18 protein-coding genes and 1 pseudogene are annotated in these 24184 nt (G+C 51.4%); 16 read left to right on the forward strand and 3 right to left on the reverse strand.

Annotated features, from left to right (window positions below; genetic code table 11):
- Positions 1 to 145 precede the first annotated feature (145 nt).
- The 4 genes from AC23NW_RS04355 to AC23NW_RS04370 all read left to right on the forward strand — a co-directional run bounded on the left by AC23NW_RS04355 (position 146) and on the right by AC23NW_RS04370 (position 3549).
- Positions 146 to 706, forward strand: a complete 561-nt coding sequence (locus AC23NW_RS04355; RefSeq protein ID WP_487447965.1) for a hypothetical protein — start codon at positions 146 to 148, stop codon at positions 704 to 706.
- Positions 707 to 760: 54 nt separating this feature from the next.
- Positions 761 to 1894 (forward strand): sensor histidine kinase, encoded by a 1134-nt coding sequence (locus tag AC23NW_RS04360; protein WP_487447966.1) that lies wholly within the window; start codon positions 761 to 763, stop codon positions 1892 to 1894.
- The gene (locus AC23NW_RS04365) at positions 1891 to 2610 is read left to right on the forward strand and encodes a LytR/AlgR family response regulator transcription factor (RefSeq protein WP_487447968.1); all 720 of its coding nucleotides are present in this window, start codon (positions 1891 to 1893) and stop codon (positions 2608 to 2610) included. Before AC23NW_RS04360 ends, AC23NW_RS04365 begins: the two co-directional genes overlap by 4 nt.
- A 288-nt stretch (positions 2611 to 2898) precedes the next feature.
- Positions 2899 to 3549, forward strand: coding sequence for a phosphoribosylanthranilate isomerase (locus AC23NW_RS04370; RefSeq protein ID WP_487447969.1), 651 nt, complete (start codon positions 2899 to 2901; stop codon positions 3547 to 3549).
- 4 nt (positions 3550 to 3553) lie between these two features.
- On the opposite strand, the gene AC23NW_RS04375 is transcribed toward AC23NW_RS04370, so the two are convergent.
- Entirely contained in the window at positions 3554 to 4642 is a 1089-nt protein-coding gene (locus tag AC23NW_RS04375; protein ID WP_487447970.1) for a DUF3298 and DUF4163 domain-containing protein, read from the reverse strand.
- A 427-nt stretch (positions 4643 to 5069) separates the two neighbouring features.
- On the opposite strand from AC23NW_RS04375, the pseudogene AC23NW_RS04380 reads away from it, so the two are divergent.
- From AC23NW_RS04380 to rodA, 8 genes and pseudogenes are all read left to right on the forward strand, one after another.
- Positions 5070 to 8171 (forward strand): annotated as a pseudogene (locus AC23NW_RS04380) (SusC/RagA family TonB-linked outer membrane protein).
- Between the two features lie 8 nt (positions 8172 to 8179).
- Positions 8180 to 9778 (forward strand): SusD/RagB family nutrient-binding outer membrane lipoprotein, encoded by a 1599-nt coding sequence (locus tag AC23NW_RS04385; RefSeq protein WP_487447971.1) that lies wholly within the window; start codon positions 8180 to 8182, stop codon positions 9776 to 9778.
- Positions 9779 to 9895: 117 nt separating this feature from the next.
- Positions 9896 to 13198 carry a VCBS repeat-containing protein gene (locus tag AC23NW_RS04390; RefSeq protein WP_487447973.1) on the forward strand — a complete coding sequence of 1101 codons (3303 nt, stop codon included), beginning with the start codon at positions 9896 to 9898 and terminating at the stop codon, positions 13196 to 13198.
- A complete protein-coding gene (locus AC23NW_RS04395) occupies positions 13195 to 14523 on the forward strand; it encodes a vanadium-dependent haloperoxidase (RefSeq protein ID WP_487447974.1) in 1329 nt (442 codons plus the stop codon). The genes AC23NW_RS04390 and AC23NW_RS04395 overlap by 4 nt, the downstream gene beginning before the upstream one ends.
- A gap of 196 nt (positions 14524 to 14719) precedes the next feature.
- A complete protein-coding gene (locus tag AC23NW_RS04400) occupies positions 14720 to 15934 on the forward strand; it encodes an ROK family protein (RefSeq protein ID WP_310587066.1) in 1215 nt (404 codons plus the stop codon).
- Between the two features lie 115 nt (positions 15935 to 16049).
- Positions 16050 to 17072, forward strand: coding sequence for an SMP-30/gluconolactonase/LRE family protein (locus AC23NW_RS04405; protein WP_487447976.1), 1023 nt, complete (start codon positions 16050 to 16052; stop codon positions 17070 to 17072).
- A gap of 134 nt (positions 17073 to 17206) precedes the next feature.
- A complete protein-coding gene (locus tag AC23NW_RS04410) occupies positions 17207 to 19183 on the forward strand; it encodes a peptidoglycan D,D-transpeptidase FtsI family protein (RefSeq protein WP_487447977.1) in 1977 nt (658 codons plus the stop codon).
- 51 nt (positions 19184 to 19234) lie between these two features.
- A complete protein-coding gene (gene rodA, locus AC23NW_RS04415) occupies positions 19235 to 20515 on the forward strand; it encodes a rod shape-determining protein RodA (RefSeq protein ID WP_487447978.1) in 1281 nt (426 codons plus the stop codon).
- Between the two features lie 102 nt (positions 20516 to 20617).
- Here rodA and AC23NW_RS04420 read toward each other — a convergent pair whose 3' ends face one another.
- Together AC23NW_RS04420 and AC23NW_RS04425 are read right to left on the reverse strand one after the other, a co-directional pair.
- The gene (locus AC23NW_RS04420; RefSeq protein ID WP_487447979.1) at positions 20618 to 20995 is read right to left on the reverse strand and encodes a DUF423 domain-containing protein; all 378 of its coding nucleotides are present in this window, start codon (positions 20993 to 20995) and stop codon (positions 20618 to 20620) included.
- Positions 20996 to 21098: 103 nt separating this feature from the next.
- Positions 21099 to 21773 carry a YggS family pyridoxal phosphate-dependent enzyme gene (locus AC23NW_RS04425; RefSeq protein ID WP_487447980.1) on the reverse strand — a complete coding sequence of 225 codons (675 nt, stop codon included), beginning with the start codon at positions 21771 to 21773 and terminating at the stop codon, positions 21099 to 21101.
- A gap of 105 nt (positions 21774 to 21878) precedes the next feature.
- Here AC23NW_RS04425 and AC23NW_RS04430 point away from each other — a divergent pair, with 105 nt between their 5' ends.
- The 4 genes from AC23NW_RS04430 to rplI all read left to right on the forward strand — a co-directional run bounded on the left by AC23NW_RS04430 (position 21879) and on the right by rplI (position 24126).
- Positions 21879 to 22823 carry a hypothetical protein gene (locus tag AC23NW_RS04430; protein WP_293835229.1) on the forward strand — a complete coding sequence of 315 codons (945 nt, stop codon included), beginning with the start codon at positions 21879 to 21881 and terminating at the stop codon, positions 22821 to 22823.
- Between the two features lie 173 nt (positions 22824 to 22996).
- Entirely contained in the window at positions 22997 to 23371 is a 375-nt protein-coding gene (gene rpsF / locus AC23NW_RS04435) for a 30S ribosomal protein S6 (RefSeq protein WP_293835227.1), read from the forward strand.
- Between the two features lie 2 nt (positions 23372 to 23373).
- Positions 23374 to 23625 carry a 30S ribosomal protein S18 gene (gene rpsR / locus AC23NW_RS04440; protein ID WP_071505461.1) on the forward strand — a complete coding sequence of 84 codons (252 nt, stop codon included), beginning with the start codon at positions 23374 to 23376 and terminating at the stop codon, positions 23623 to 23625.
- A gap of 60 nt (positions 23626 to 23685) precedes the next feature.
- Positions 23686 to 24126, forward strand: a complete 441-nt coding sequence (rplI, locus tag AC23NW_RS04445) for a 50S ribosomal protein L9 (protein WP_293835224.1) — start codon at positions 23686 to 23688, stop codon at positions 24124 to 24126.
- The last annotated feature ends 58 nt before the right edge of the window (positions 24127 to 24184 follow it).

Genomic DNA, 24184 nt, shown 5'->3' on the forward strand with positions numbered 1-24184 from the left:
GCCGCTGAAAATAATACTTGATGAATGGTTGCAGAAAGTTGCTGTCTGACGATGGAGAAATGCGTCCGGCTATTATATTCGTTTTCAGAAAAACGGTATAGTATTTGTCTGACTGTTGCCGGATAACGTTCAATGAGATAAAGCCATGAAGGCAGGTGTACTACTAATGATGGTATTGGGATTCCTGTCAGGCCGACAGGTTGTACTGGCGCAGAGTTTTACAGCTCCGGCAAACTTCAGCTTTTCGCATACGAACAGTAACCCGGCCTACATGACGCGGTATATCCTGGTCAATACGCAGACAAACAGCATCGATTACTCGTCGGTACAGACCAGTTTCAGCAATGTGGGGGCCGGCAGCTACCTGTTGTATGGCGTTAATTACGACGCTTCAGGCACGGCGCCGGTACTGACGCCGGGGACAAATTTCAGCACGATCGGGAGCACCTGCGTTGGCCTGTCTTCGTCGCTGCTGGTACGGGTTAGCCCCGGTAATGGCTGCCCCGCCATGTACACGCTCAAATCCGGTAACTGGAACGATATCAGTGTCTGGTCATGTGGGCGGCTGCCGACCGCATCGGATATTGTGACCATAAAACCGGGTCACGCCATTCTGCTGAACGTAAACGGCACCGCCAAAGGGGTGGTATATGATGGCGGAAAACTAACGCTCCAATCCAATACGAAGCTAACGATAAACGGCTAACTGCTCCCGGCCGGCACAAACCCCTGGTTTACCGACTAAATTTTTGCGGGATGTATGACTTTTGTACATTACTGCAAAAACAGGTTGATGAAGGGACGGGTCAGGTTTATGGTGTCGCATATCGGGTTTGGGCTGGCCTTTCTGGCATTGCCTTACATATTTGCTCCGAATGGTCCGGGGCAGGTCCGGCAGATACTGTCCAATCCCCATGAGCTGACGAACTTTCTGTCGTATCTGCTGATGCTGGCCTTTTTTTACATTCACTATTACATACTGATCCCGAGGTTTTACTTTCAGGACCGCATTCTCATATACGGAACGGGTATTGCTATCGGCTTCGGAATTATCTTTGGTCTGTTATTTTGGGCAGACCGGCAAACGGCGTTTTCACCGGTTATGGAGATGACCCACAGTCATCCCCGTGCGCATCCGCGTGATGCGGCAGGAGCGCATGCCGGTATGCCGCCCCCTCCCCGAAACCCTGACGATGAGAAACATAAACCACCCATAGGCTTCGAATTGAGTCATTCGCTGTTTCTGTTTCTGGTAGGTGTGTTCGGGTCTTTAGCCCTACAGGTCAATAACCGGCTCCGCCGTATGCAGCAGGAAAAACTGAATGCCGAACTCTCGTACCTGAAAGCGCAGATTAATCCCCATTTTTTGTTTAATACCCTGAATACCATTTACTCGCTGGCGATTGAAAAGTCGGATAGTACGCCGGAGGCCATCGTAGAACTCTCGGCACTGATGCGGTACGTGATCCGCGACGCGCAGGGAGAGCAGGTGCCGCTGGCCCGCGAGCTGGAATACATCAGCCACTATATTTCCCTGCAAAAGCTGCGGCTCGACGAAACGGCAGAGATCGAAGCATCCATTACCGGAACATCCGGTGGGTTGACGATTAGTCCGCTGATCCTGATTTCGTTTATCGAAAATGCATTTAAATATGGTGTCAATCCACAGGTACGTTCGCTGATCAGGATTGCTATTCACGTTGAACAGGATAAGCTGCATATGCGTGTAGCCAACAAAAAGCTGCGGTTATTTTATGAAGAGGAAATGCCGGGCGGGATCGGGGTGAAAAATACAAAAGCCCGCTTAGACCTGTTGTATCCGAATAAACACCTGCTCGTGATTACAGATACCGGCACTGACTATACGGTCGATTTAACGATTCAGCTCACATGATACGTGCCATAGCACTCGACGACGAACCACCGGCGCTGCGTTTACTGACTCATTTCTGTAGCCTGACCGACGCCATTGAGCTGGTACAGACCTTTACCCGGACCGACGATGCCCTTGCGTATCTGCGTGAGCATCCGGTCGATGTCCTGTTTCTGGATATTAACATGCCGGCCATGTCGGGCATCGATTTTCATCAGGCGGCCCGGCAAGAGGAGGGGCTTAGCCGGCTAATGGTGATTTTCACCACCGCCTATGCCGAATATGCGGTGGAGGGTTTTAACCTGAATGCCGTCGATTACCTGCTGAAACCCTTCACACGCGACCGCTTTTTGCAGGCGGTGGAGAAAGCGAAAGACTATCATGCGCTTATCAACCGCGTACCGCTGCCGAAAACAGCTTACCTCTACATACGCGCCGACTACCGGATGCACAAAATTTCCGTCGAAGATATATTGTTTATCGAGGGACTGGACGACTATCTGAAGATACACGTACAGAACAGCCGCCCGGTAGTGGCCCGGATGACGATGAAAGCAATGGCGCAGAAACTGGAAGAAACCGAAGGGGCGGAGGACTATTTTATCCGCGTCCACCGGTCCTACATTGTGCCGTTTCACCGGATCGAAGGCGTCCGGAACCGGATTATTACGCTGGGCGGCGAGGAGATTCCGATAGGAGCGAGCTACGAAGCGGAGTTCTTCAAACGCTTTTCGTGATTTTCAGACAGGATGACGGAATCAACGGGATTTCCTGCATAACGTTGCTGCCACAGGTGGTCACCTGCAAAATCATATAATCCTGTAAATCCTGTCAAAACGAAAGGTGATTTTCAGGCAGCATGACGGGATTAACAGGATTTTCCGAATATTGCGTCCGATGTGAAACCAACCTATGCCTGTCTAAATAAGCAATCAGAATTAGATTCGACTTAGCCAGAGAGCAAAGAGTTGTATTTCAGTGGCTTATTCACTCAATCGTATATTCACTAATTCGCTCAATACCTTATGTCGATACGTGTTAAAATCTGCTGCATCAGCAGTGTTGAGGAGGCAAAAACAGCCGTAGCATACGGCGCGGCGGCACTCGGGCTGGTCGGGCAAATGCCGAGTGGTCCGGGAGTAATCAGCGATGAGCTGATCCGGTCCATCGTCCGGACGGTACCGCCCCCCATTGCAACCTTTTTGCTGACCAGCGAGGTGACGGCGCCCGCTGTGATTGCTCACCATCAGCAGGTACAGACCAATACCATTCAGCTTGTTGACGCCCTGAGCGAAGGAACGTATGCCGACATACGCGCCGCGCTGCCGGCAGTGAAGCTCGTACAGGTAATCCATGTGCTGGATGAAGCCACGATTGACGAGGCTCTGGCCGCTGCTGACCACGTCGATGCCCTGCTGCTTGATTCCGGAAACCCGAATCTGGCCGTAAAAGTACTGGGTGGCACGGGCCGTGCCCACGACTGGGCGCTCAGCCGGCAGATTGTGGCGCAAAGCCGGGTGCCGGTATTTCTGGCCGGTGGCCTGAATGCCGGTAATGTCCGCGCAGCAATAGACACCGTTCAGCCGTTCGGGCTTGATTTGTGCAGCAGCGTCCGGACCGGCGGGAAACTTGACCCGGAAAAACTGGAGCAGTTCTTCCGGGCTGTCGAAGGGTAGGGTATTATGGTTTAACCAGCCCGCCTGCGAGCTGACTCAGCGGAATCGGGATCTGGATTTCGCCCATCGCATACGGCCCGATTTCGTACGGCGTGTAGCAGAACGTCAGCGTGGTGCCGGTCACATAAAAATTGCCGTTGGGCTTGATCGAATTGTCAAAAAGACCAGCCTGCTGCAAGGTTTCTGACGGTTTCACCGCATACTGCTTTCTGAAATTAGCCGCCAGCAACGCCGGCAATTTCTGCCTGCCAACCGGTGTCAGAATATCCGCGAGCGAAACAACCTTACCGGTTTTGAGGTCTACGGTTGTGTAATCAGTACCATAGTTGCCGTGCGCTCCGCCGGTATATTCATACGAAGACAGGGCCAGTACCGCATATTGATCCGACCAGTAGACCAGTTGCAGGTTCGACTGCGACGACTGGCTGTATTGTCCGACTGACTCCAGCATTTCTTTCTGCGATACCCCGGCATTCTCTTTGACATAGGCCGCCAGATAAGCCTTCCGGCGTTGCAGAAAGACATTACCCGGTGTCGCACCATCGGGTATTTTCAGTTTTTTACGGATAACACCGGTCAATGCTTCCTGACCGGCAGCCATCCGCTCGGTTGGCCAGATCGTTCCTTCCACATAATCGGCAGCGGGGACTTCGGTTTTTCCCTTGTTTTCAATCAGCTTCTTCGACCCTTCCGTATAGATATAGACAAACTGATCGGATTTGGCCGCACTGGCCTGAAGGTTAAAGGTCAGGCCCGACTGTTTGGCATTGTTGGTCCATTTGCCCTGAAACTGTCCTGCTTTCCAGGTTCCGTCAAATGCCTCATCAATAGCTGTTCCCAGATACGCAACCAACCGAAGTGAATCTTTACTCACCGTTCCTGTACAAGGAATAGGCTGTTGCTGCTTCTGGTAATAATAATAGCCCGACACCTTGTTGCCGTACTGGTGCAGGTGCATGATAACGGGCACAGTACCGATGGTGCCGCTGAAGTAGGTGTACCGGCTTGCCGCAGGCTGGGCGAGCAGCGGTTGAATGAGGCCTGAGAGAATTGCCCAGGCAAAAAGGTAAACTGCTTTACGGATAACGCGCATAGAATAGGGTATAAGACCTGAAAGGTGAACAAAACTAACTGTAATCCCGGAAAATAATGCGGGGTATATGGCTGCGGCCGGTTGTTAACACAGCCATAATAATGCGGGCTACTGCCCGATATATCGTAGGTGACCGTTTGCTATTTAGAAGATTGTTTTGCGGAGAGAGGATTTTGTGTAATAATATTTGATTTGTGTATACTATTCAGAATGTTATACGTCAAAATTAAAATTTTTAAAAACTGGCTGCATTTATTAAATTTTTTTAAATTCATAATATATTTGCACATCTTGACCCAAAAGTCATACAACTTGATCTGGACCGGTAATTAAGTATAGCTACAGGTTAAGCAAAAGTGAATGACAAATGGCAGTATTTGTCTCAACGTGCCTAAAGAAGAAAGTTTATCTAATCTCAAAACAATTCATGAAAACAACTTTACGAAAAGCCTTTTCTAAAGGTATGCTTCTGTTAGGAGCCTGGATTTTCGTCGCCATGTCGTTTTCTTTTGGAGCTGACAAGGACATCACGGGTGTTGTGTCTGACGAGAAAGGGAATAAGTTAGCGGGTGCTTCTGTGTCTGTCAAGGGTACATCGAAAGGTACAACGACAGGAGCCAACGGTGAGTATCGGTTATCCGTAGCCGATGGTAATGCAGTGCTGGTCTTTTCATACATCGGTTATGAAACGCAGGAGGTAGCAGTAGGTAATAAAGCAGTCGTTAACATCTCACTGAATCCGGGCAGTGCCGTCCTGAATGAGGTGGTTGTAACAGCCCTCGGCGTTTCTAAAGATGCCCGTAAAGTAGGCTATGCCGTTACAACGGTTGACGGTGGTATGCTGACAAAAGCCCGCGAGACCAACATTGGTAACTCACTGGTTGGCCGCGTTGCCGGTCTGTCGGTTAAAGGAACAAACGGTGGCCCGGGCGGTACATCGAAGCTGTTACTCCGTGGTATGCCAAGTATGAACTCAGCCGGTTCGCCGCTGATCGTTATCAACGGGGTACCAATGGACAACACCCAGCGCGGCAGCGCCGGTGAGTGGGGTGGTGCCGATGGTGGTGACGGTCTGGGTAACATCAACCCGGATGACGTTGAAAAAATCACGGTCCTGAAAGGCCAGTCGGCTTCGGCTTTGTATGGTGCCCGTGCATCAAACGGTGTAATCCTGATTACAACGAAAGCGGGTAAAAAAGGTGACTTTGCGGTTGACTATAATATGAACTTCTCGGCCGACAAAGCCATTGACTTCACGGATTTCCAGTATGTGTATGGTCAGGGTACGTACGGTTAGAAACCAACGACGCAGGCCGCTGCCCAGCAGACTGCCCGTATGAGCTGGGGTGCTAAACTAGACGGCTCAATGCTGACTCAGTTCGACGGTAACCAGTATGCTTACTCAGCACAGCGCAACAACGTTAAGAACTTCTACAAAACCGGTACAAACTTTACAAACACCGTATCGGTAACTAAGGGTGGCGACAACGGCTCATTCCGCCTGTCAATGTCGAACCTGGATAATAAAGCCATTATCGAAAACAGCGGTCTGACCCGTAAGACAATCAACCTGACGGTTGATCAGAACATTACATCGAAGCTGAGCATCAACGTGCTGGCTAACTACATCGATGAGCGGGTGAAGAACAAGCCAATCCTGAGCGATGGTCCGATGAACGCCAACAACGGTATGTTCCTGGCTACCAACATCGACGAGCGCATTCTGGCACCGGGTTACAACACGACAACCGGCCGCGAGGTGGTTTTCAGCGATGACGAATATGTAACAAACCCGTATTTCGTGGTTAATCAGTTCGTAAACAACGTTGACCGGAAGCGTCTGATCTCAATGGCATCGGCAAAATACCAGTTTGCTGACTGGATTTATGCACAGGGCCGTGTCGGTTATGACAACTCAAATGACCGGATTTTCAAGGTTACACCATGGGGTACCGGTTATTCAAACCAGGGCCGTGGCGGTCTCGACGAACTGTCGAACGCGCAGCGTACCGAACTGAACATCGACGGTCTGATCGGCATTAACCGCAACATTACCAGCGACATTTCCATAGACGCCCTTATCGGTGGCAACATCCGTAAGAACTACTACGAGAAAATGGGTGTCAGCGGCAGTCCGTTCGTACTGCCTTACCTGTACAGCTACAACAACGTGGTTAACTTCGGCCGTTCGTATGAAGTGGCAAATACTGAAGTACACTCGGCATACTACAACGTTGACCTGAGCTACAAAGGCATCCTGAACCTGAGTACAACCGGCCGTTATGATGCGTATTCAACACTGCCAAGCACAGCCCGTTCGATCTTTACGCCATCGGTAACCGGTTCATTGGTCTTCACAGATCTGTTTACCGTACCAAACCTGAGCTTCGGTAAATTCCGTGCGTCGTATGCAACAACCAGCGGTGAGCCAACAACACCATACGGTACAAACATCTATTACGGTGTCGGCAACTCGATCAACGGTATTGCAACGGGTAACTTCAGCTCGGGCCTGCCAAACCTGTTCCTGAAGCCGTTTACGAAGAGCGAGCTGGAACTGGGTCTGGAAATGAAGTTCTACAACAACCGGTTAGGCTTTGATCTTGCGTACTTCACGCAGAAAACGAACAACGAGATCATGCCTGCCAACTACAGCTGGGCAACGGGTTATACAAGCGGTATCGTTGGTACGGGGTCAACACAGAACCAGGGTATCGAGCTGATGCTGAACGGTACACCGGTTAAGTCGTCGAAACTGCAGTGGAACGTGTCGCTGAACCTGACATCGGTACACAACAAGATCCTGCAAACCGATCAGAACAACAACACAATCGGTCTGGGCTCAAACCGTGCAACACTGGGTAACGCCATTACGGCATTCGTAGTGGGTCAGCCTGGTCCGCAGATCCGTGCGTACGACTACAAGTACTCGTCGAACGGCCAGATCATTGTTGATGCCTCTGGTCTGCCGGTTCGTGGTGATCTGATCAATATGGGAACCGTACTGCCAACGCTGTTCGGTGGTCTGAATAATGACCTGACCTACGGGGCGTTCAACCTGTCGTTCCTGCTTGATTACAACTACGGAAACAAAATCCTGTCAGCGACTGAAAACTATGCTTACCGTCGTGGTCTGCACCAGGCAACCCTGGAAGGCCGTGATACCGGTATCAAAACCGGTGTAGTAGAAGGTGGTGCGGCCAACACGGTAACTGCCCGCGCGCAGGATTATTATACAGCCCTTGCCAACAACGTAACCAAACTGAGCGTTGTTGACGGCGATTTTATCAAATTGCGTCAGATCACTCTTGGCTTCAATGTCCCTGCCCGTCTGTTAGCTGGTGTTCCGCTGATCCGCAGTGTAAACGTTTCACTGGTTGGCCGTAACCTGGCTTACCTGATGAAAAAGACCACCAACATCGATCCAGAAGCAACATTTGGTGCTAATCTCCGCTATGCCGGTATCGAAGGAACAAGCCTGCCTTCGTCGCGTAACTATGGCATTAACGTAAACATCAAATTCAAATAAGCATTTCCATGAAAAAGAGACTGATCGCATTAACACTTCTTGTTGGGTCGCTGCAGGTTGCTTGTACTGATAAATTTGATCAAATCAACACCGATCCAACCCGGGCGTCGTCGACGACGTTCGATCCGAACCTTTTGTTGCCAAGCATTCAGTATAACCACGTTAACTCAATTACGGGTTATAACGGGTCTATTCTGTTCCAGAGCATGTGGGTGCAGCTGTTTTCCTCGACAACGTCGGGTGCGGCCAACTACTACTCAAACGGCGATAAATACGTTCAATCAAGTAATACGACAGATTACCAGCAGCGTACGTGGAGCGGCAGCTATAATGCAGCCAGCTACGCCTACGAAATGGAGAAACTGACAACGGACAAACCGGCGTTGGCCAACCTGAAAAACATTGCGGTAATCATGCAGGTGCTGTCGCTGGCAACCATCACGGATGTGTATGGCGACATTCCGTACACACAGGCGCTGCAGGGCAAAGCCGGTGTAACCCTGCCGGCATACGATACGCAGGAAAGCATCTATAAATCATTGCTGACCCGTCTGGAAACGGCAACTGCTGCGCTGAACACCGCCGCTGCCGGCCCGACAAACGATGCGTACGTATACAAAGGCGATGTGGCGAAATGGAAGAAATTCGGCTACTCGCTGATGCTGAAACTGGCGATGCGTCTGGTAAAAGCTGACGCGGCTACCGCCAAAACATATGCTGAAAAAGCGGCTGCTGCTGGTGTATTCACCAGCCTGTCAGACGACGCGTATTTGCTGGCCGATAACGCAAACGGTTACTCAAACGGCAACGGTTCAGCCCTGATTACACCGGCTGACGTGTATCAGGTACGCTGGAGCAAAACGTTTATCGACTTCCTGAAGTCGATAAACGACCCGCGTCTGTCTAAAGTAGCCGAAGTACCGGCTGCCGGTCTGGCGGCTAACCAGCTGATGACGGGTGGTATCTCAGATGCTTCCGTACAGGTTGGTTTACCAAACGGCTATGATCTGAATGGTGGTGCTACCGACATCTCAAAATCACCGGGCTACCCCGGAGCTACCGGCTCGGGTGCAGACGTTACGCCGATCGGCAAATACTCGCGGCCGGCATTCATCTACCGCTCGCAGTCAATGCCGTTCTTTGTGCTGACATACGCTGAAACAGAACTGTTGCTGGCAGAAGCGGTAACCCGCGGTTTCAGTGTACCGGGTACGGCTGCGGCTCACTACAAAAACGCCGTTTCGGCCGGTGTTCAGATGCTGTCACGCTTTGGTGCTGCGGCTGCGATCGATGCTGCTACGGCTGACGCCTATGCTACCGCTAACCCGCTGGGCACTGCTAACCCGCTGAAACAAATCAACGAGCAGTACTGGGCTACTGAAGGTACGGTGCTGAATTTCGTGGAAGCATGGAACAACTGGAAGCGTTCGGGATTCCCGGTGCTGACACCGGTAAACTACACGGGTAACTTCTCAAACGGTGCCATTCCGCGCCGTCAGCCATACCCGACAAGCGAAGCCACGCTGAATACCGACAGCTATAAATCAGCGGTTGGTAAACTGACCGGTGGTGACGTATGGGCATCCCGCGTTTGGTGGGATAAATAAGCCTGCCTGTCTGAAAAGGACAAGGACCTCCCTGTGAGGGCCTTGTCCTTTTTTTTATCTTTAGCGACTTATCAAGTCAATCCAGGAAGCATGTCTCCGCGTTGCTACTTACTGAAATTGCGTCGCATACTGCTGACGTGGGGTTTTTGTCTGCCGGTGCTCTCTCCAACGGTGGCCCAGCCGCTGTTTAAACTTCTCCCGCCCGAGCAGACACACGTTCGTTTTGTCAATACTATCGACGAGACGGAAAGCCTGAACGTACTGGCCTACGAGTACTTTTTTAACGGCGCCGGCGTGGCGGCCGGTGACCTGAATAATGATGGTCTGGCCGACCTGTTTTTTACGGCCAATATGAAACCCAATCAGCTCTTCCTGAATACCGGGAAACTGACCTTTAAAGAGATTACCAAAGAAGCCGCCCCGCAGCTCGGCGGCCGGCCCGGCGGCTGGAAAACGGGCGTCAGCCTGGCCGATGTCAACGGCGACGGCTGGCTGGATATTTACATCTGTTACTCCGGTAAAACTGACGAGGCTAAACGCCGCAACCAGCTGTTTATCAATCAGGGCGGTACACCGGGCAGTACGCCCCGCTTTGTGGAGAAAGCACAGGCGTATGGCCTCGACGATCCGGGCTACAGCACACAGGCCGTTTTTTTCGACTATGACCGGGATGGCGACCTGGACATGTTCCTGCTCAACCACAACGTTAAAAAGTACGACAACCTTGAGCTCGCCAAACTACACCTTGAAACAGACCCGCTGGCCGGAAACAAGCTCTTCCGGAACGATAATAACCACTTTACCGATGTATCGAAACAGGCCGGTATTCACCAGTACCCGCTGACCTTTGGCCTCGGTGTGGCCGCGTCAGACGTCAACGGCGACGGCTGGACCGACCTCTACGTCACCAACGACTACAACGAACCCGACTACCTGTACATCAACCAGCGCAACGGTACCTTCCGCGATGAAACCACGCAGTGGTTCCGGCACCTGCCCCAGTTTTCGATGGGGGTCGATATTGCCGACTACAACAACGACGGCCTGCCGGATATCATGTCGCTCGATATGTTGCCGGAGGATAACCGGCGGCAGAAACTGCTGCAATTGCAGGAAAACTATGAGTCGTTTGAGCTCATGCAGCAGCAGGGTTTACAACGGCAATACATGCGCAACATGCTCCAGCTGAACAACGGCAACGGCACCTTCAGCGAGATTGCGCAGGCGGCCGGGGTGTCGAACACCGACTGGAGCTGGGCACCACTGCTGGCCGATTTCGATAACGATGGCTATAAAGACCTGTTCATCACCAACGGCTACCTCCGCGATTATACCAACAAGGACTTCCTGCGCTATTGGGGCGATTATAAAATCAAGCAGGCGATCAACCGTGAGCCGGTTCAGCTGATGGATCTGGTCAAGGCCATGCCGTCGACCAAGGTGCCGAACTATATTTTCCGCAATAACCACGACCTGACGTTTGCCAACAAACAAAAGGAGTGGGGCATTGATATTCCGTCGATTTCGGGCGGGGCCGCCTATGCCGATCTGGACAATGACGGTGACCTTGAACTGATCGTCAACAACATCAACGAACCGGCTTACATCTACCGGAACATGGCCCGTGAGCAAACCGCAAACGGGTATATCCAGATCCGGCTTAAGGCTGCGAATCCCAAAAACGGGGGCATCGGGGCGCGGGTAACGGTGTATGCGGGCGGGCAGCAGCAATACCAGGAGCTGAGTCCGGTTCGCGGCTACCTGTCAACCCAGGCGCCGGTGCTTCATTTCGGATTAGGCAGTGCCACGCAGGTAGATTCGATACGGATTATCTGGCCGGATCAGGCGACCGAGGTTATACCCGGCATGCGGGCTAATACGCTGCTGGATGTTGAACAGGCCGCTAACGCCGCTAAACGAACGCCGGTTATCAGTGCGGTAAAACCTGTCTTTCAGCGGGCACGGCCGATCCTGAACTACATGCACGAAGGCTATGCCGAAAATGATTTTAAGCGGCAGCCGCTGATGTTGTGGATGTATTCGCACACGGGGCCGGTGCTGGCCAAAGGCGACGTGAACAAAGATGGTCTGCCGGATTTGTTTGTCAGCGGTGACCAGAAAAAACAGGGCATGGTGCTGGTGCAGCAGGCCAACGGAACCTTCCTGCCAATCCCTGATCTGGTAATCGGGGATGAGTCGGCCTCAACGGTGTCGGCCGCCGTTTTTGTGGATGTCAACGGCGACGGCTTTGATGATCTGTACGTGGCTAAAGGCGGTTATTCATTATTTGAAGCAGGATCGGCTTCGTTGCAGGATGAGTTGTTCCTGAACGACGGGAAAGGCCGTTTAGTCCCGTCGCCGGGTGCGTTGCCGGATCTGACGGCCAGCAGTAAGTCCTGTGTCCGGGCGTGCGATTATGACAACGACGGGGATATGGATCTGTTTGTCGGCGGGCGGGTCATTCCGGGCCGCTATCCGGAAACGCCGCAGTCGTACCTGCTTCGGAACAACGGCAAAGGGCAGTTCCAGCTTGTCGACGGACCATATACCCGCCTCGGGATGGTTACCGACGCCAGGTGGGCCGACATGAACGGCGATGGCCGGAACGACCTGGTTGTGTGCGGCGAGTTCATGGCGGTACGGGTGTTGCTGAACACAACGACCGGCTTTACCGATCAGACAGCGCAGTATTTCAGAACGGAGGACAAGGGCTTCTGGCAGTCCATTGCCATTGCCGACGTGAATAAGGACAATAAACCCGACATCATTGCCGGGAATCTAGGGACGAATTCGCAGCTCCGTTTTTCGCAGAACGAGCCGGCCGAACTAATCTATGCTGATTTCGATAACAACGGCTCCATCGACCCGTTCTTCTGCTTTTACGTGCAGGGCAGGATGTACCCGTTCGTGAGCCGCGACGAGCTGAACGACCAGATTTATGCCATGCGTAAGCGGTTCGGCTTTTATAAAGATTATGCTGACGCCACCATCGACCGCATTCTGACCGCAGAGGAGCTGGGCCGGGCAAAAAAGCTGAGTGTGACTGAGCCGCAGACGGTCTGTTACCTGAGTACCTCCGGTACTGCGTTCGACAAGCGGGTGCTGCCGGTACAGGCCCAGTTTTCGCCGGTCACCAACCTGCTCGTTCAGGATGTTGATCAGGATGGCAACACGGATCTGCTGCTGCTGGGCAATAAGTCAGACAACCGCCTGAAAATCGGCAGTATGGATGCTAATTACGGGTGCCTGCTGCTGGGTAACGGCAAAGGTGAATTCAGGTATGTGGTACAACCTGCCTCTGGTCTGACGGTTGTCGGCGATGTTAAGTCGGTGCTGGAACTGGAGGTAAACCGGCAAAAAACACTGGTGATCGGGGCGTCTTACCTGCCGTTACAGGTCTATAAATTAAATCAGCCATGAGGCAGTTTCTTGTTATTTGTTTGTTGTGCTGGAGCCGGCTTGTGTTCAGCGCACCTAAGCCGGCGATGCAGAAACACCTGCAGCCGACGGTTTTTGCGCTGACAATGGTGATGATTCATGATGTGGTAAACCCACCGGCGGCGAGTCGTTTTTACAGTTACTGTTTACTGGGCAGCCACGCGATTGTGGCGAAAAAAGATCCGTCGGTTGTGATGCCGTCGCAGCTGATCCGGAACCTGCCCGATCTGGCGTCGTCGGTACCAGCAACCTGTAATCACCAGATGGCGGCCCTATACTGTATGCTCGAAACCGGCCGGCTGCTGCTGCCGTCGGGCAGCACCCTGGAAGCCGGCGTGCAGAAGCTAACGGCAGACCTGCGTAAGGAAGGATACACGGCGGCTGAAACAGACGCAGCCAGGCAGGCCGGTGTGGAGGTGGCAAAAGCCGTGGCGGCCTACGCCGCCGGTGATAATTACCAGAAGCTAAGTTCGTACCTCCGCTACCGGCCGACCAAAAAAGACGGCTACTGGTATCCGACACCGCCCGGCTATATCGAAGCCATTGAGCCGCACTGGCGCATTATCCGCCCGATGCTCATTGACAGTTGCAGCCAGTTCAAACCCGAACCACCGGTTGCGTATGATGCCGACATGAACAGCCCGTTCGGCAAGCTGGTGCAGGAGGTATACCAGACGGGGCGGAACCTGACCCCTGCGCAACGGTTGATTGCGTCGTACTGGGACTGTAACCCGTTTGCCATCAATACGGCAGGCCATATGTCGATCGGGTTTAAAAAAATCAGTCCGGGCGGGCACTGGATCAATATTACGAGTCAGGTTGCGGCGCAGGCAAAACTGCCGTTCGAACAGGCGGTGTATATTCATTCGCTGGTAGCGATGACGCTGCGGGATAGTTTTATCAGCTGCTGGGACGAAAAATTCCGCAGCAGCCGGATCCGGCCCGAAACGGTCATCAACCGCCTGATCGACGTACGCTGGCAACCGTTATTGCAGACACCGCCCTTCCCCGAATATACCAGCGGTCACAGTGTTATTTCCACGGCCGCCGCCGAAGTACTGACCTATTTTCTGGGCGATTCGTTTCGGTTTACCGATACAACCGAAGAGATTTTTGAATTGCCGTCCCGAACCTTTGTCTCATTCCGGCAGGCGGCGGAAGAGGCTTCGGTGTCCCGGCTGTATGGGGGCATTCATTATCGGGATGCCATCGAAAACGGTCAGAAACAAGGTCGTTCGATAGGACAATACGTAATTAATAGAGTAAAGAACGCCGGTGGCCGCCCTTTATTAAGTACACGGAAATGAATTCGCTGTATATGAGCACAATATGATAAGTGTCATACAGGCAATTATTCTGATGGGGAGATAAAATAGTATTAAATTAGGCTGAGGGATCACCAAAATAGTTGGTAAATTTGGTGCTACTGACTTTCCTGAACATATCAAAGGCGGTTTCGCCGGAGCAGAAAATGCCCGATGGGCTGTTGCTTACAAGGTTAACATGATGCAAGACAACGCGGTTTTTTCGGTCATCGATGCGAAAAAGAATAAGTTAAAACGGAATATCATTAACGAGCTTTACCGGTCAGGTCCGCGGACCTTGTCGCAGCTGGCTACTGTTTTACACACCAGTATTCCTTCGGTTACGGCCCTGGTTGAGGAGCTGAATATCGGGCAGTGGGCGCATGGTGTAGGAACCGGTACTGCCCAGTTCGGCCGTAAACCGTCCTTATTCGCGCTTGATCCTGCCCGCCATGTTACGATTGTGGCCGACATTAACCGGCACGACGTTAAGCTGATTATCTTTAACCTGGCCAATCAGGTCTTATATCGTCTGGATGCAGATCTGCACCTGGACGACTCTGAAACGTTTCTGTCGATTCTGCGCGAGCCGCTGGAGCAGATTGTCCGTGAGGCCGACGCCCGTAATCTGCATGTCATCGGTGTCGGCGTAGCGCTGCCCGGCCTGATTGATCCGGCCCGTGGCATCAACTATACCTACCCGCACCTGAATCATCCCAACTACTCGCTTACCGACCTGTTGCAGGAGCTGTTTAATGCGCCGACCTACCTCCTGAATGATACGAAAGCGACCATTCTCGGCGAACACCGGTTCGGACTGGCCAAAGGCAAAAACCACGTCCTGTCGATTAACATTGACTGGGGGATTGGTCTGGCGGCTATCCTGAACGGCGAACTGCTGCAGGGTGCCTCGGGTTTTGCCGGTGAGCTGGGACATATTCAGATTCAGGAAAGCGGGCAGTTATGCTACTGTGGTAAGGTAGGCTGCCTCGACACGATGGCCTCTGCCTATGCGCTCATCCAGCGCGTGAAAGCTGGGCTGCTGGAGGGCCGCATCTCCAAACTGGCCGAAGAAGCGGTTGACAACATTGACGTTGAAACCGTAATTGATCAGGCCAACGCCGGTGATGCCTTCGCCATTGACATGCTGACCGAGATTGGCAGTGAACTCGGCCGTGGCCTGTCGATTGCCGTACACCTCTTCAACCCCGAGCGGATTATCATTAACGGGGTGCTGGCCAAAGCCGATAAGCTCATCCGCCGGCCAATCGAACAGGCCATTGATAAATACTGCCTGGCCGACTACCGCAATAACCTGTCGATTGAAATTTCACAGCTCGGCGAAATGGCCAAGCTGGCCGGTGCTCACGCGTTTGTCATGCAGAGCCTGCTCGATCAGGAGCAGATACCCTGATGGCTTATTCTCAGGGCCTAAACGTCATACAGCGCTGGGAATTCAGGGTTTCAGGTAATAAAGAATAGCCGGCAAACCGGATTCTTTGTAAGTTGCCGTAAAATTCCTGAACCGCATGATAACCCGTTTCCTGCCCCTGTTTACTGCCCTGAGCCTGGCGTTGCTGAGCGCCTCTGCATATGCCCAAACGGCTCATTTTCCAACCATTGGTAAAGTCACCCGCTACGATGCCCGGCTCGATAAACTGATTGCTAAAGATGCCCCGGTTGAGGTACTGGCCTCGGGCTTTGTCTGGTCAGAAGGGCCGGTCTGGGTCAAAAAGGGTAATTTTCTCCTGTTCTCGGATGTGCCGCAGAATACCATCTACAAATGGACAGAAAAAGACGGACTGACGCCGTTTATGAAGCCGTCGGGCTATACCGGCGTGGCACCCTACGGCGATGAACCCGGCTCCAACGGCCTGACGATTGATGCCAGCGGGCGGCTGATTTCCTGCGAGCACGGCGACCGGCGTGTTTCCGCCTTACCGCTGACCGGACAGGGCGGAAAACGGACGCTGGCCGATAATTTTCAGGGCAAGCGTTTCAATAGCCCTAACGATGTGGTGGCTCATTCGAATGGCAGCTACTACTTTACGGATCCACCCTATGGCATGCCGCTGAAAGAAAACGACCCGACCCGCGAGACCCCGCTGTTCGGCGTTTACCGCATTGCGCCCGCAGGGGAGGTATCTCTACTGGTTAATGACCTGACGCGGCCCAACGGCATTGCGCTGTCGCCCGACGAAAAAACGCTGTATGTCGCCCAGTCAGACGTGAACCGGCCGGTAATTATGGCCTATCCGATCAAGGCAGACGGGAGTATCGGAGCCGGTAAGGTGTTCTACGACATGAAGGCCCTGGAGAAGTATGGGCTCAAAGGTGCACCCGACGGGCTGAAGGCGGATAAAGACGGTAATATCTGGACATCAGGCCCGCGGGGCGTGTTTATTATCGCGCCGGACGGAACGCTGCTGGGACATATTGATATCGGCGAAAATACGGCTAACTGCGGCTGGGGTGACGATGGATCAACGCTTTACATCACCGCCGATATGTATCTGTGCCGCATCCGGACCACGGCAAGAGGTGTATTTTAAGGAAAAAATGCGCTGATTCCGATGTCAGCACTTCCGTAAAAAAGATTTATAATTTTTCTAAAGACAGATAACAAAGGGCTACAGACGAATTACTAACTTTGTAAGGGTTGAATGTGTGTTGACCGGACTTGTCCATGTTTGAGAATAGAAGATATATCGTCATTGGCGCTTTCTGCCTGGTCGGATTGATATATATTGCACGCCTGTTTTACATACAGGTATTAGATGATAGCTACTCGCTGGGGTCGTCGAAAAACTCGGTAAAGCGGGTGATTGAGATTCCGTATCGGGGCCAGGTTTATGATCGTAACGGGAAACTGATTGTGTATAACACGCCCGTTTATGATCTCTATGTGACCCCCAAGCAGATGAAGGTGCCGGATACGCTGGCCTTTTGCCGGATGATGAACATTACGCGGCAGGAGTTCGACAGCCTGATCAATCAGGCTACGACGTATTCGCCGTTTAAGCCTTCTCTGTTTTTACGCCAGCTTTCCAAAGAAGATTTTGCCCGTATTCAGGATGCGTTAGTCGATTATCGGGGCTTTGAGCCGCGCATGAGCTCGATGCGTACTTATCCGGCCCATACGCTGGCAAATGCGCTCGGGTATGTGAGTGAAATCACCAAAAAGCAGCTCGACGAGCAGGCGACGTTTTATTACCGTCAGGGTGATTACATCGGTCATAACGGACTGGAAGAGCAGTATGAGGAAGAGCTTCGCGGTAAGCGGGGCGTTCGCTTTGTCATGCAGAACGTACGGGGTGTGGTAAAAGGCTCTTACAAAAACGGTGAGTTCGATACTGTTGCCGTAGCGGGTCAGAACCTGTACACCGGTATTGACCTGGATGTGCAGCAATATGCTGACAGCCTGATGGCAAATAAGGTAGGGAGCGTAATTGCTATTGAACCGGCAACGGGCGAAATTCTGGTTTCGGTGTCTGCTCCGACCTATGACCCGAACTTGCTGTCGAGCCGTTTCTTTTCTAAAAATTATGTCAAACTGCTGAAGAACCCGTACAAGCCGCTCATTAACCGGCCGATTATGGCGAGCTACCGGCCAGGGTCAACGTTTAAACTGATTCAGGCGTTGATTGCTCAGCAACAGGGATCCCTTTTCCCAAGTACGGCTTATTCGCATGCCGGTTCGCCGATGCGGTGCCACTGTCATGGGGTGAGAAACCTGAGCGGCGCTGTGCAGTACTCGTGTAACCCGTATTTCTACCATGTCTTCCGGAAAATGCTCTATTTCAATGGAGACCCGAATACCTTTAAAGCTTCAGCGATTGGACTGCAACAGTGGCATGATGCGGTAAAACTGTTTGGTATCGGGCAAAAACTGGATATCGATCTGCCAACGGAGCTAAAAGGTAATCTACCCAGCGTTGAATATTATGACAAAATTTATAAAGGCCAGTATCGCTGGAAGTTCTCAAATATTTACTCCCTCAGTATTGGTGAGGGTGAGCTGCTGATTAGTCCGATTAAGCTGGCCAATGTTGCCGCCATTATTGCTAACCGTGGTTATTACATTCCGCCGCACTATGCAAAAGGAGTCGGGAAAGTAGGCTCAGGAATAGATGCGACGTATTATGAAAAGCGTCAGGTAAATATTGATCCTAAATATTTCGGTCCGGTGATCGAAGGCATGAGGGGGGCAGTAGTACACGGAACCGTGACGCCGCTGGCCAATATTGCCGATGTGGAGCTTTGCGGCAAAACCGGTACGTCGCAGAACGCGAAAATGGGCCATAAATATGACCACTCAATTTTCGTTGGTTTTGCGCCGATCAATAATCCTAAAATCGCCATCGCGGTATTTGTGGAAAATGCCGGTTGGGGTGGTAAAGCCGCTGCTTCAGTGGCTGCGCTTGTGGTTGAGCGGTATCTGAAACGGAAAACAGAAGCCCTGAAACTCGATGAATCGGTGAAAGCACAGAATTACATGCTGAACGTTGGTGTTATCGGGGCGAAACCGACTCAGAAAAAGAAATTAGATAGTCTGCGGAAAGATACAACACGCAAGGCAGTGGTGAAAAAGCCGCTGATGACCAATACGGCCCCTGCCAAGCCGGCAAGCCGGACAGCCGCGGCTGGTGTAAACGGAAACTAATATATCTGGCGGACAGCTACAGGTTGTCCGCCGCCTACCTGGTGCATTCTCATGTCTCGTAACGATCCTTTTGCCCGTAATATAGACTGGCTGACGCTGGCATTGTACATCGGCTGTGTGCTGATGGGCTGGTTTAATGTATATGCAGCGGTATACAGTCCTGAAGCCAAAACCAGTATTTTCGACCTCTCTACCAACGCCGGTAAGCAGCTGATGTGGATCGGAACCAGTATCATCCTGATCATTTGCGTGCTGGTGATTGACCACCGGTTTTACGACCAGTTCGCTTACATATTTTATGGCTTCATGATCTTCATGTTGCTGCTGGTTATGGTCGCCGGATCGAACATTAACGGTTCCCGTTCCTGGTTTAAGTTCGGGTCATTTTCGCTCCAGCCGGCCGAATTTGCCAAACTGGCAACCAGCCTGGCGCTGGCCAGGTATCTCGATGTCCCCGGGGTAAATCTCACCAAGCAGAAAGACCAGCTCTATGTGGCAGGTATCATCGGCTTGCCGGCGATTCTGATCCTGTTATCGAACGAAACCGGCTCAACCCTCGTCTTTGCCGCGTTTATCATTATGTTATACCGCGAAGGGCTGCCGGCGATCTACCCGCTCAGTGGGATTACCCTGGCAACCCTGTTCGTGCTGGCGCTGATTTTCCCGCTGACCTATATCTTTATCGGCATTGCTGTACTGGCGGTTGCCGTTATTTTTATCCTGCCGCGTTATAACCGCAATATGCGCAGTATTCTGGGAATCGGTCTGATCAGTCTGGCGATGATGGGCGTTGTGGCCGGGGTAGATTTTTTCGTAAACGATGTGTTGCAGACCCACCAGCAAAACCGGATCAAGGTGCTTGTTAACCCGAATATTGATCCGCTGGGCGTGGGCTGGAACGTTACCCAGGCCAAAATCGCGATTGGCTCCGGCCGTTTTGAGGGTAAGGGCTTTCTCGAAGGAACACAAACGAAATTTGACTTTGTACCCGAACAAAGCACAGACTTCATTTTCTGTACAATTGGGGAGGAGCACGGCTTTGTGGGCAGCACCATTGTAGTGCTTCTGTTTGTCGGGCTGCTGAGCCGGTTAGTGATTCTGGCAGAAAAGCAGCGCAGCCGGTTTGCGCGGGTCTATGGCTATTGTGTGGCGGGGGTGTTCTTCTTCCACTTTATGGTGAATATCGGCATGACCATCGGGCTGATGCCGGTAATCGGTATCCCGTTGCCATTCTTTAGCTACGGAGGCTCATCGCTCTGGTCGTTTACCTTGTTCCTGTTTATCTTCCTCAAGCTCGACTCCCGCCGAACCAGCATGCTGTCGAGGAATTAAAGAGTGAAAGAGCGAAAGAGATAAAGAGCGGCCGCTACGCCGTGAAATAGCCGTTTACGCGTTATCCCGCTCTTTCACTCTTTATCTCTTTCGCTCTTTAGACTAAAGAAATGCCCACAGCATCAGCGCCCAGCCGATAATCATGAAGACACCGCCGATGGGCGTGATGGCACCGAGCCAGGTGATGCCGGTGAAACATAGAATATACAGCGATCCCGAAAAAATCAGGACGCCGGTCAGAAACGAATAGCCCGACCAGCCCAGCAGGCGGACGATTGTAGCATTATCGGCAAACTGCTGCATCAGGATGCCGATACCAATCAGCGCTAATGCATGGTAAAACTGATATTTAACGGCCGTTTCGAAGGTTGCCGTGCGGTTTGTGGCTTCGAGCATCCCCCGAAGTGCGTGTGCACCGAAAGCGCCGAGCGCCACGCCCAACAGGCCCAGTGCAGCCCCCGCCTGAATAAATAGCTTCATAAGTAAGGAATAATATATAATGGAAAATGTACAATGTGTAATGGTTGATATGTAATGAACAGTTCCGGCAAGCGTAAGCTCATTGTTCATTAATCATTATTCATTACGTATAGCTTCTGTTGCCGAAAATCGCACTGCCGACCCGGACAAGTGTGCTGCCTTCTTCAGCGGCAATCAGGTAATCACCGCTCATGCCCATCGACAGTTCGGAGAAGACAACGTTATCACTCCGGAATTCGCCAAGCTGATCGAACAGTTGTTTCAGGCCCCGGAACTCCTTGCGGATCTGCGTTTCATCGTCGGTATTCGTCGCCATACCCATTAGTCCGGTAATCCGGATATGCGATAGCTGCTGTACATCGGCGGAATGGAGCAGTTCCCGCGCTTCCTCAGCCGATAAGCCGAACTTGGTTTCTTCTTCGGCAATATGAATCTGAAGCAGGCAGTCGATGACACGGTTATTTTTGGCCGCCTGTTTGTTAATTTCCTGAAGCAGCTTCAGACTATCGACCGAGTGAATAAGCGATACAAAGGGTGCAATGTACTTGACTTTGTTCGACTGTAAATGGCCGATCAGGTGCCATTGAATATCCTGCGGCAGTTGCGGCTGCTTTTCAGCCATCTCCTGCACCTTATTTTCGCCGAAAATACGGCTGCCGGCAGCATAGGCTTCTGCCAGCATAGCGACTGGTTTTGTTTTAGTTACCGCAACTAACCGAACGGTTTGCGGAAAGGCTGTGAGTGCTACCTCTATCTGGTGAATATTATCTGCAATCATCCGGATTCTTTACCATTTTCTAAAATTTACGCAAAGATAGGTTTGAGAAGTGATTGCAAATTGGTAGTTTTTCAACCTGATTACACAAACTAACCCATTTTTTCTATGGAATCACGGCAACCACGACGCGACAACAGCCGTAATTATCTGATTGCTGCGTTGCTTATTTTAGCCGCCCTAAATGTGCTGGTACTGTATTTTTACTATCAGGAACGCGAAACCAATAAGACTAAAGATGCGACCATTAACGCCAAAACGGAGGAGTTACTGGCCACACGTGCTAAACTAGATTCGATTTCCACTCAGTTAGATGCTAAAATCAGTGAGATTCAGCGGTTAGGCGGTAACATTGACTCGTTACTACAGATTAAGGCTGAACTGGAGAAGGATAAGCGCAGCCTGCGGAATGTTAATAATTTCGACACCCGCAAGTATGACCAGAAAATCAAGTCATACGAAGCCCTGCTGGTACAGAAAGACCAGGAGATTGCCCGCCTGAAAGAGGAAAACGGGATTCTGACGCAGCAGAACGAGACGCTTACCCAGGAAAATACCGGTCTCAAAAACGACAAACAGGTATTAAGTGATTCGATCACGACGTATTCGGCTAAAAATAAGGAGCTGGAGGAAAAGGTCACGGTCGCCTCTGCGCTCAGGGCCGAGAATATTGTGGTCAATGCCCTGAACTCACGGGGTAAAGAGCGCGACGGCGGTAGCTATAAGGCCAAACGCATCGATAAGGTAAAAGTATCGTTCCAGCTGGCGCCTAACGGTCTGGCGAAACACAATGACAAGGAGATTTATATGCGGGTGCTCGATCCGGCCGGCGCTGTCATTGCTGACATGGCAACGGGTTCAGGCGAATTCATGTACGGTGGCAAAGGAATGATTTACACCGCCATGCAGACGATCCAGTTTGAGAATACCCGTCAGACCGTGAATTTTATTTATGGCCGTGGCGGGCAGCAGCGCTTCAACGAGGGTCGCCATGTAATTGAGATCTATAGTGAAGGGTTCAAGATCGGCGAAGGCGAATTCACCGTCAAGTAGAGACGCAACATCTTGCGTCTCATCACGCGCAAGCTATTGGCGCACGTTCGTAAAGCGCAGGTAAGCTTCACAGATACAATAGATGAAATTCTGACAGAGATAGAGACGCAACATCTTGCGTCTCTATTTTTTTTGTGCTACTTTTGCACCCTCATTTTAAGCGATTTAACGAAATGTTTAAAAAGGATTACGAAACGGTGTTCATCCTGACTCCCGTTTTATCTGAATCACAGATAAAGGACACCGTTGATAAGTTCCGTAAAGTGCTGACCGATAACGGGGCGGAACTGGTTCACGAAGAGAACATGGGCCTCCGGAAACTGGCCTATCCAATTCAGCACAAAAATTCTGGTTATTACCAGCTGTTTGAGTTCAAAGCTCCTGGTACGATCGTCGAAAGCCTGAACACAGAATATCTGCGCGATGAGCGTATTCTGCGTCACCTGGTTATTGCACTTGACAAGCACGCTGTTGATTACAACGAGCGTAAGCGGAATGGCTTAGTGGGTAAGAAAAAATCAGTTGAAACCACAGAGGAGGGCAAATAATCATGAGCTTGCAGAACGAATCAGTTGCAAAAAACGAAAACCGGAAAAAATACTGCCGGTTTAAAAAATCCGGTATCAAGTATATCGACTACAAAGACGCTAACTTCCTGCTGAAGTTGCTGAATGAGCAAGGTAAAATCCTGCCTCGGCGTATTACAGGCACAAGCCTGAAATACCAGCGGAAAGTGGCTCAGGCCGTAAAACGTGCCCGCCATATCGCTATCCTGCCTTATGTTGGGGACTCTTTAAAATAAGTGATAGCGTGGCAGACACTCTGCTGCTCTGACCACATACCACTAACAGTTTAAGACACAATGGAAATCATTCTCAAAACTGATATCGCCGGCCTGGGTTACAAAAACGACGTTGTAGACGTAAAACCAGGTTACGGCCGTAACTATCTCATCCCGCAAGGGTATGCGATCATGGCGACTCCTTCTAACAAGAAGATGATCGCTGAAAACATCCGTCAGGCTGCGCACAAAGCCGAGAAAATCAAGAACGATGCCCTGGCAATCGCTCAGAACATCGGTGATATGACCCTGACAATTCCTGCCAAAGCAGGCGAAAGCGGCAAAATCTTCGGTCGTGTTACCAACACACAGATCGCTGATGCGCTTCGTGAAAAAGGCTTCGACATCGACCGTAAGAAAATTGCTATCGAAGATGTGAAAAACATCGGTACATACGAAGCAACGATCGATCTTCACAAAGAAGTTAAGCACAAAGTAAAGGTTGACGTTGTAAGCGAATAGGCTGAAACGCAGCTCATTACTGAGTGAAAGTTTGTCGTAAAAACGGACCTATTCGGTC

The organism is Arsenicibacter sp. R0_47 (assembly GCF_057652235.1).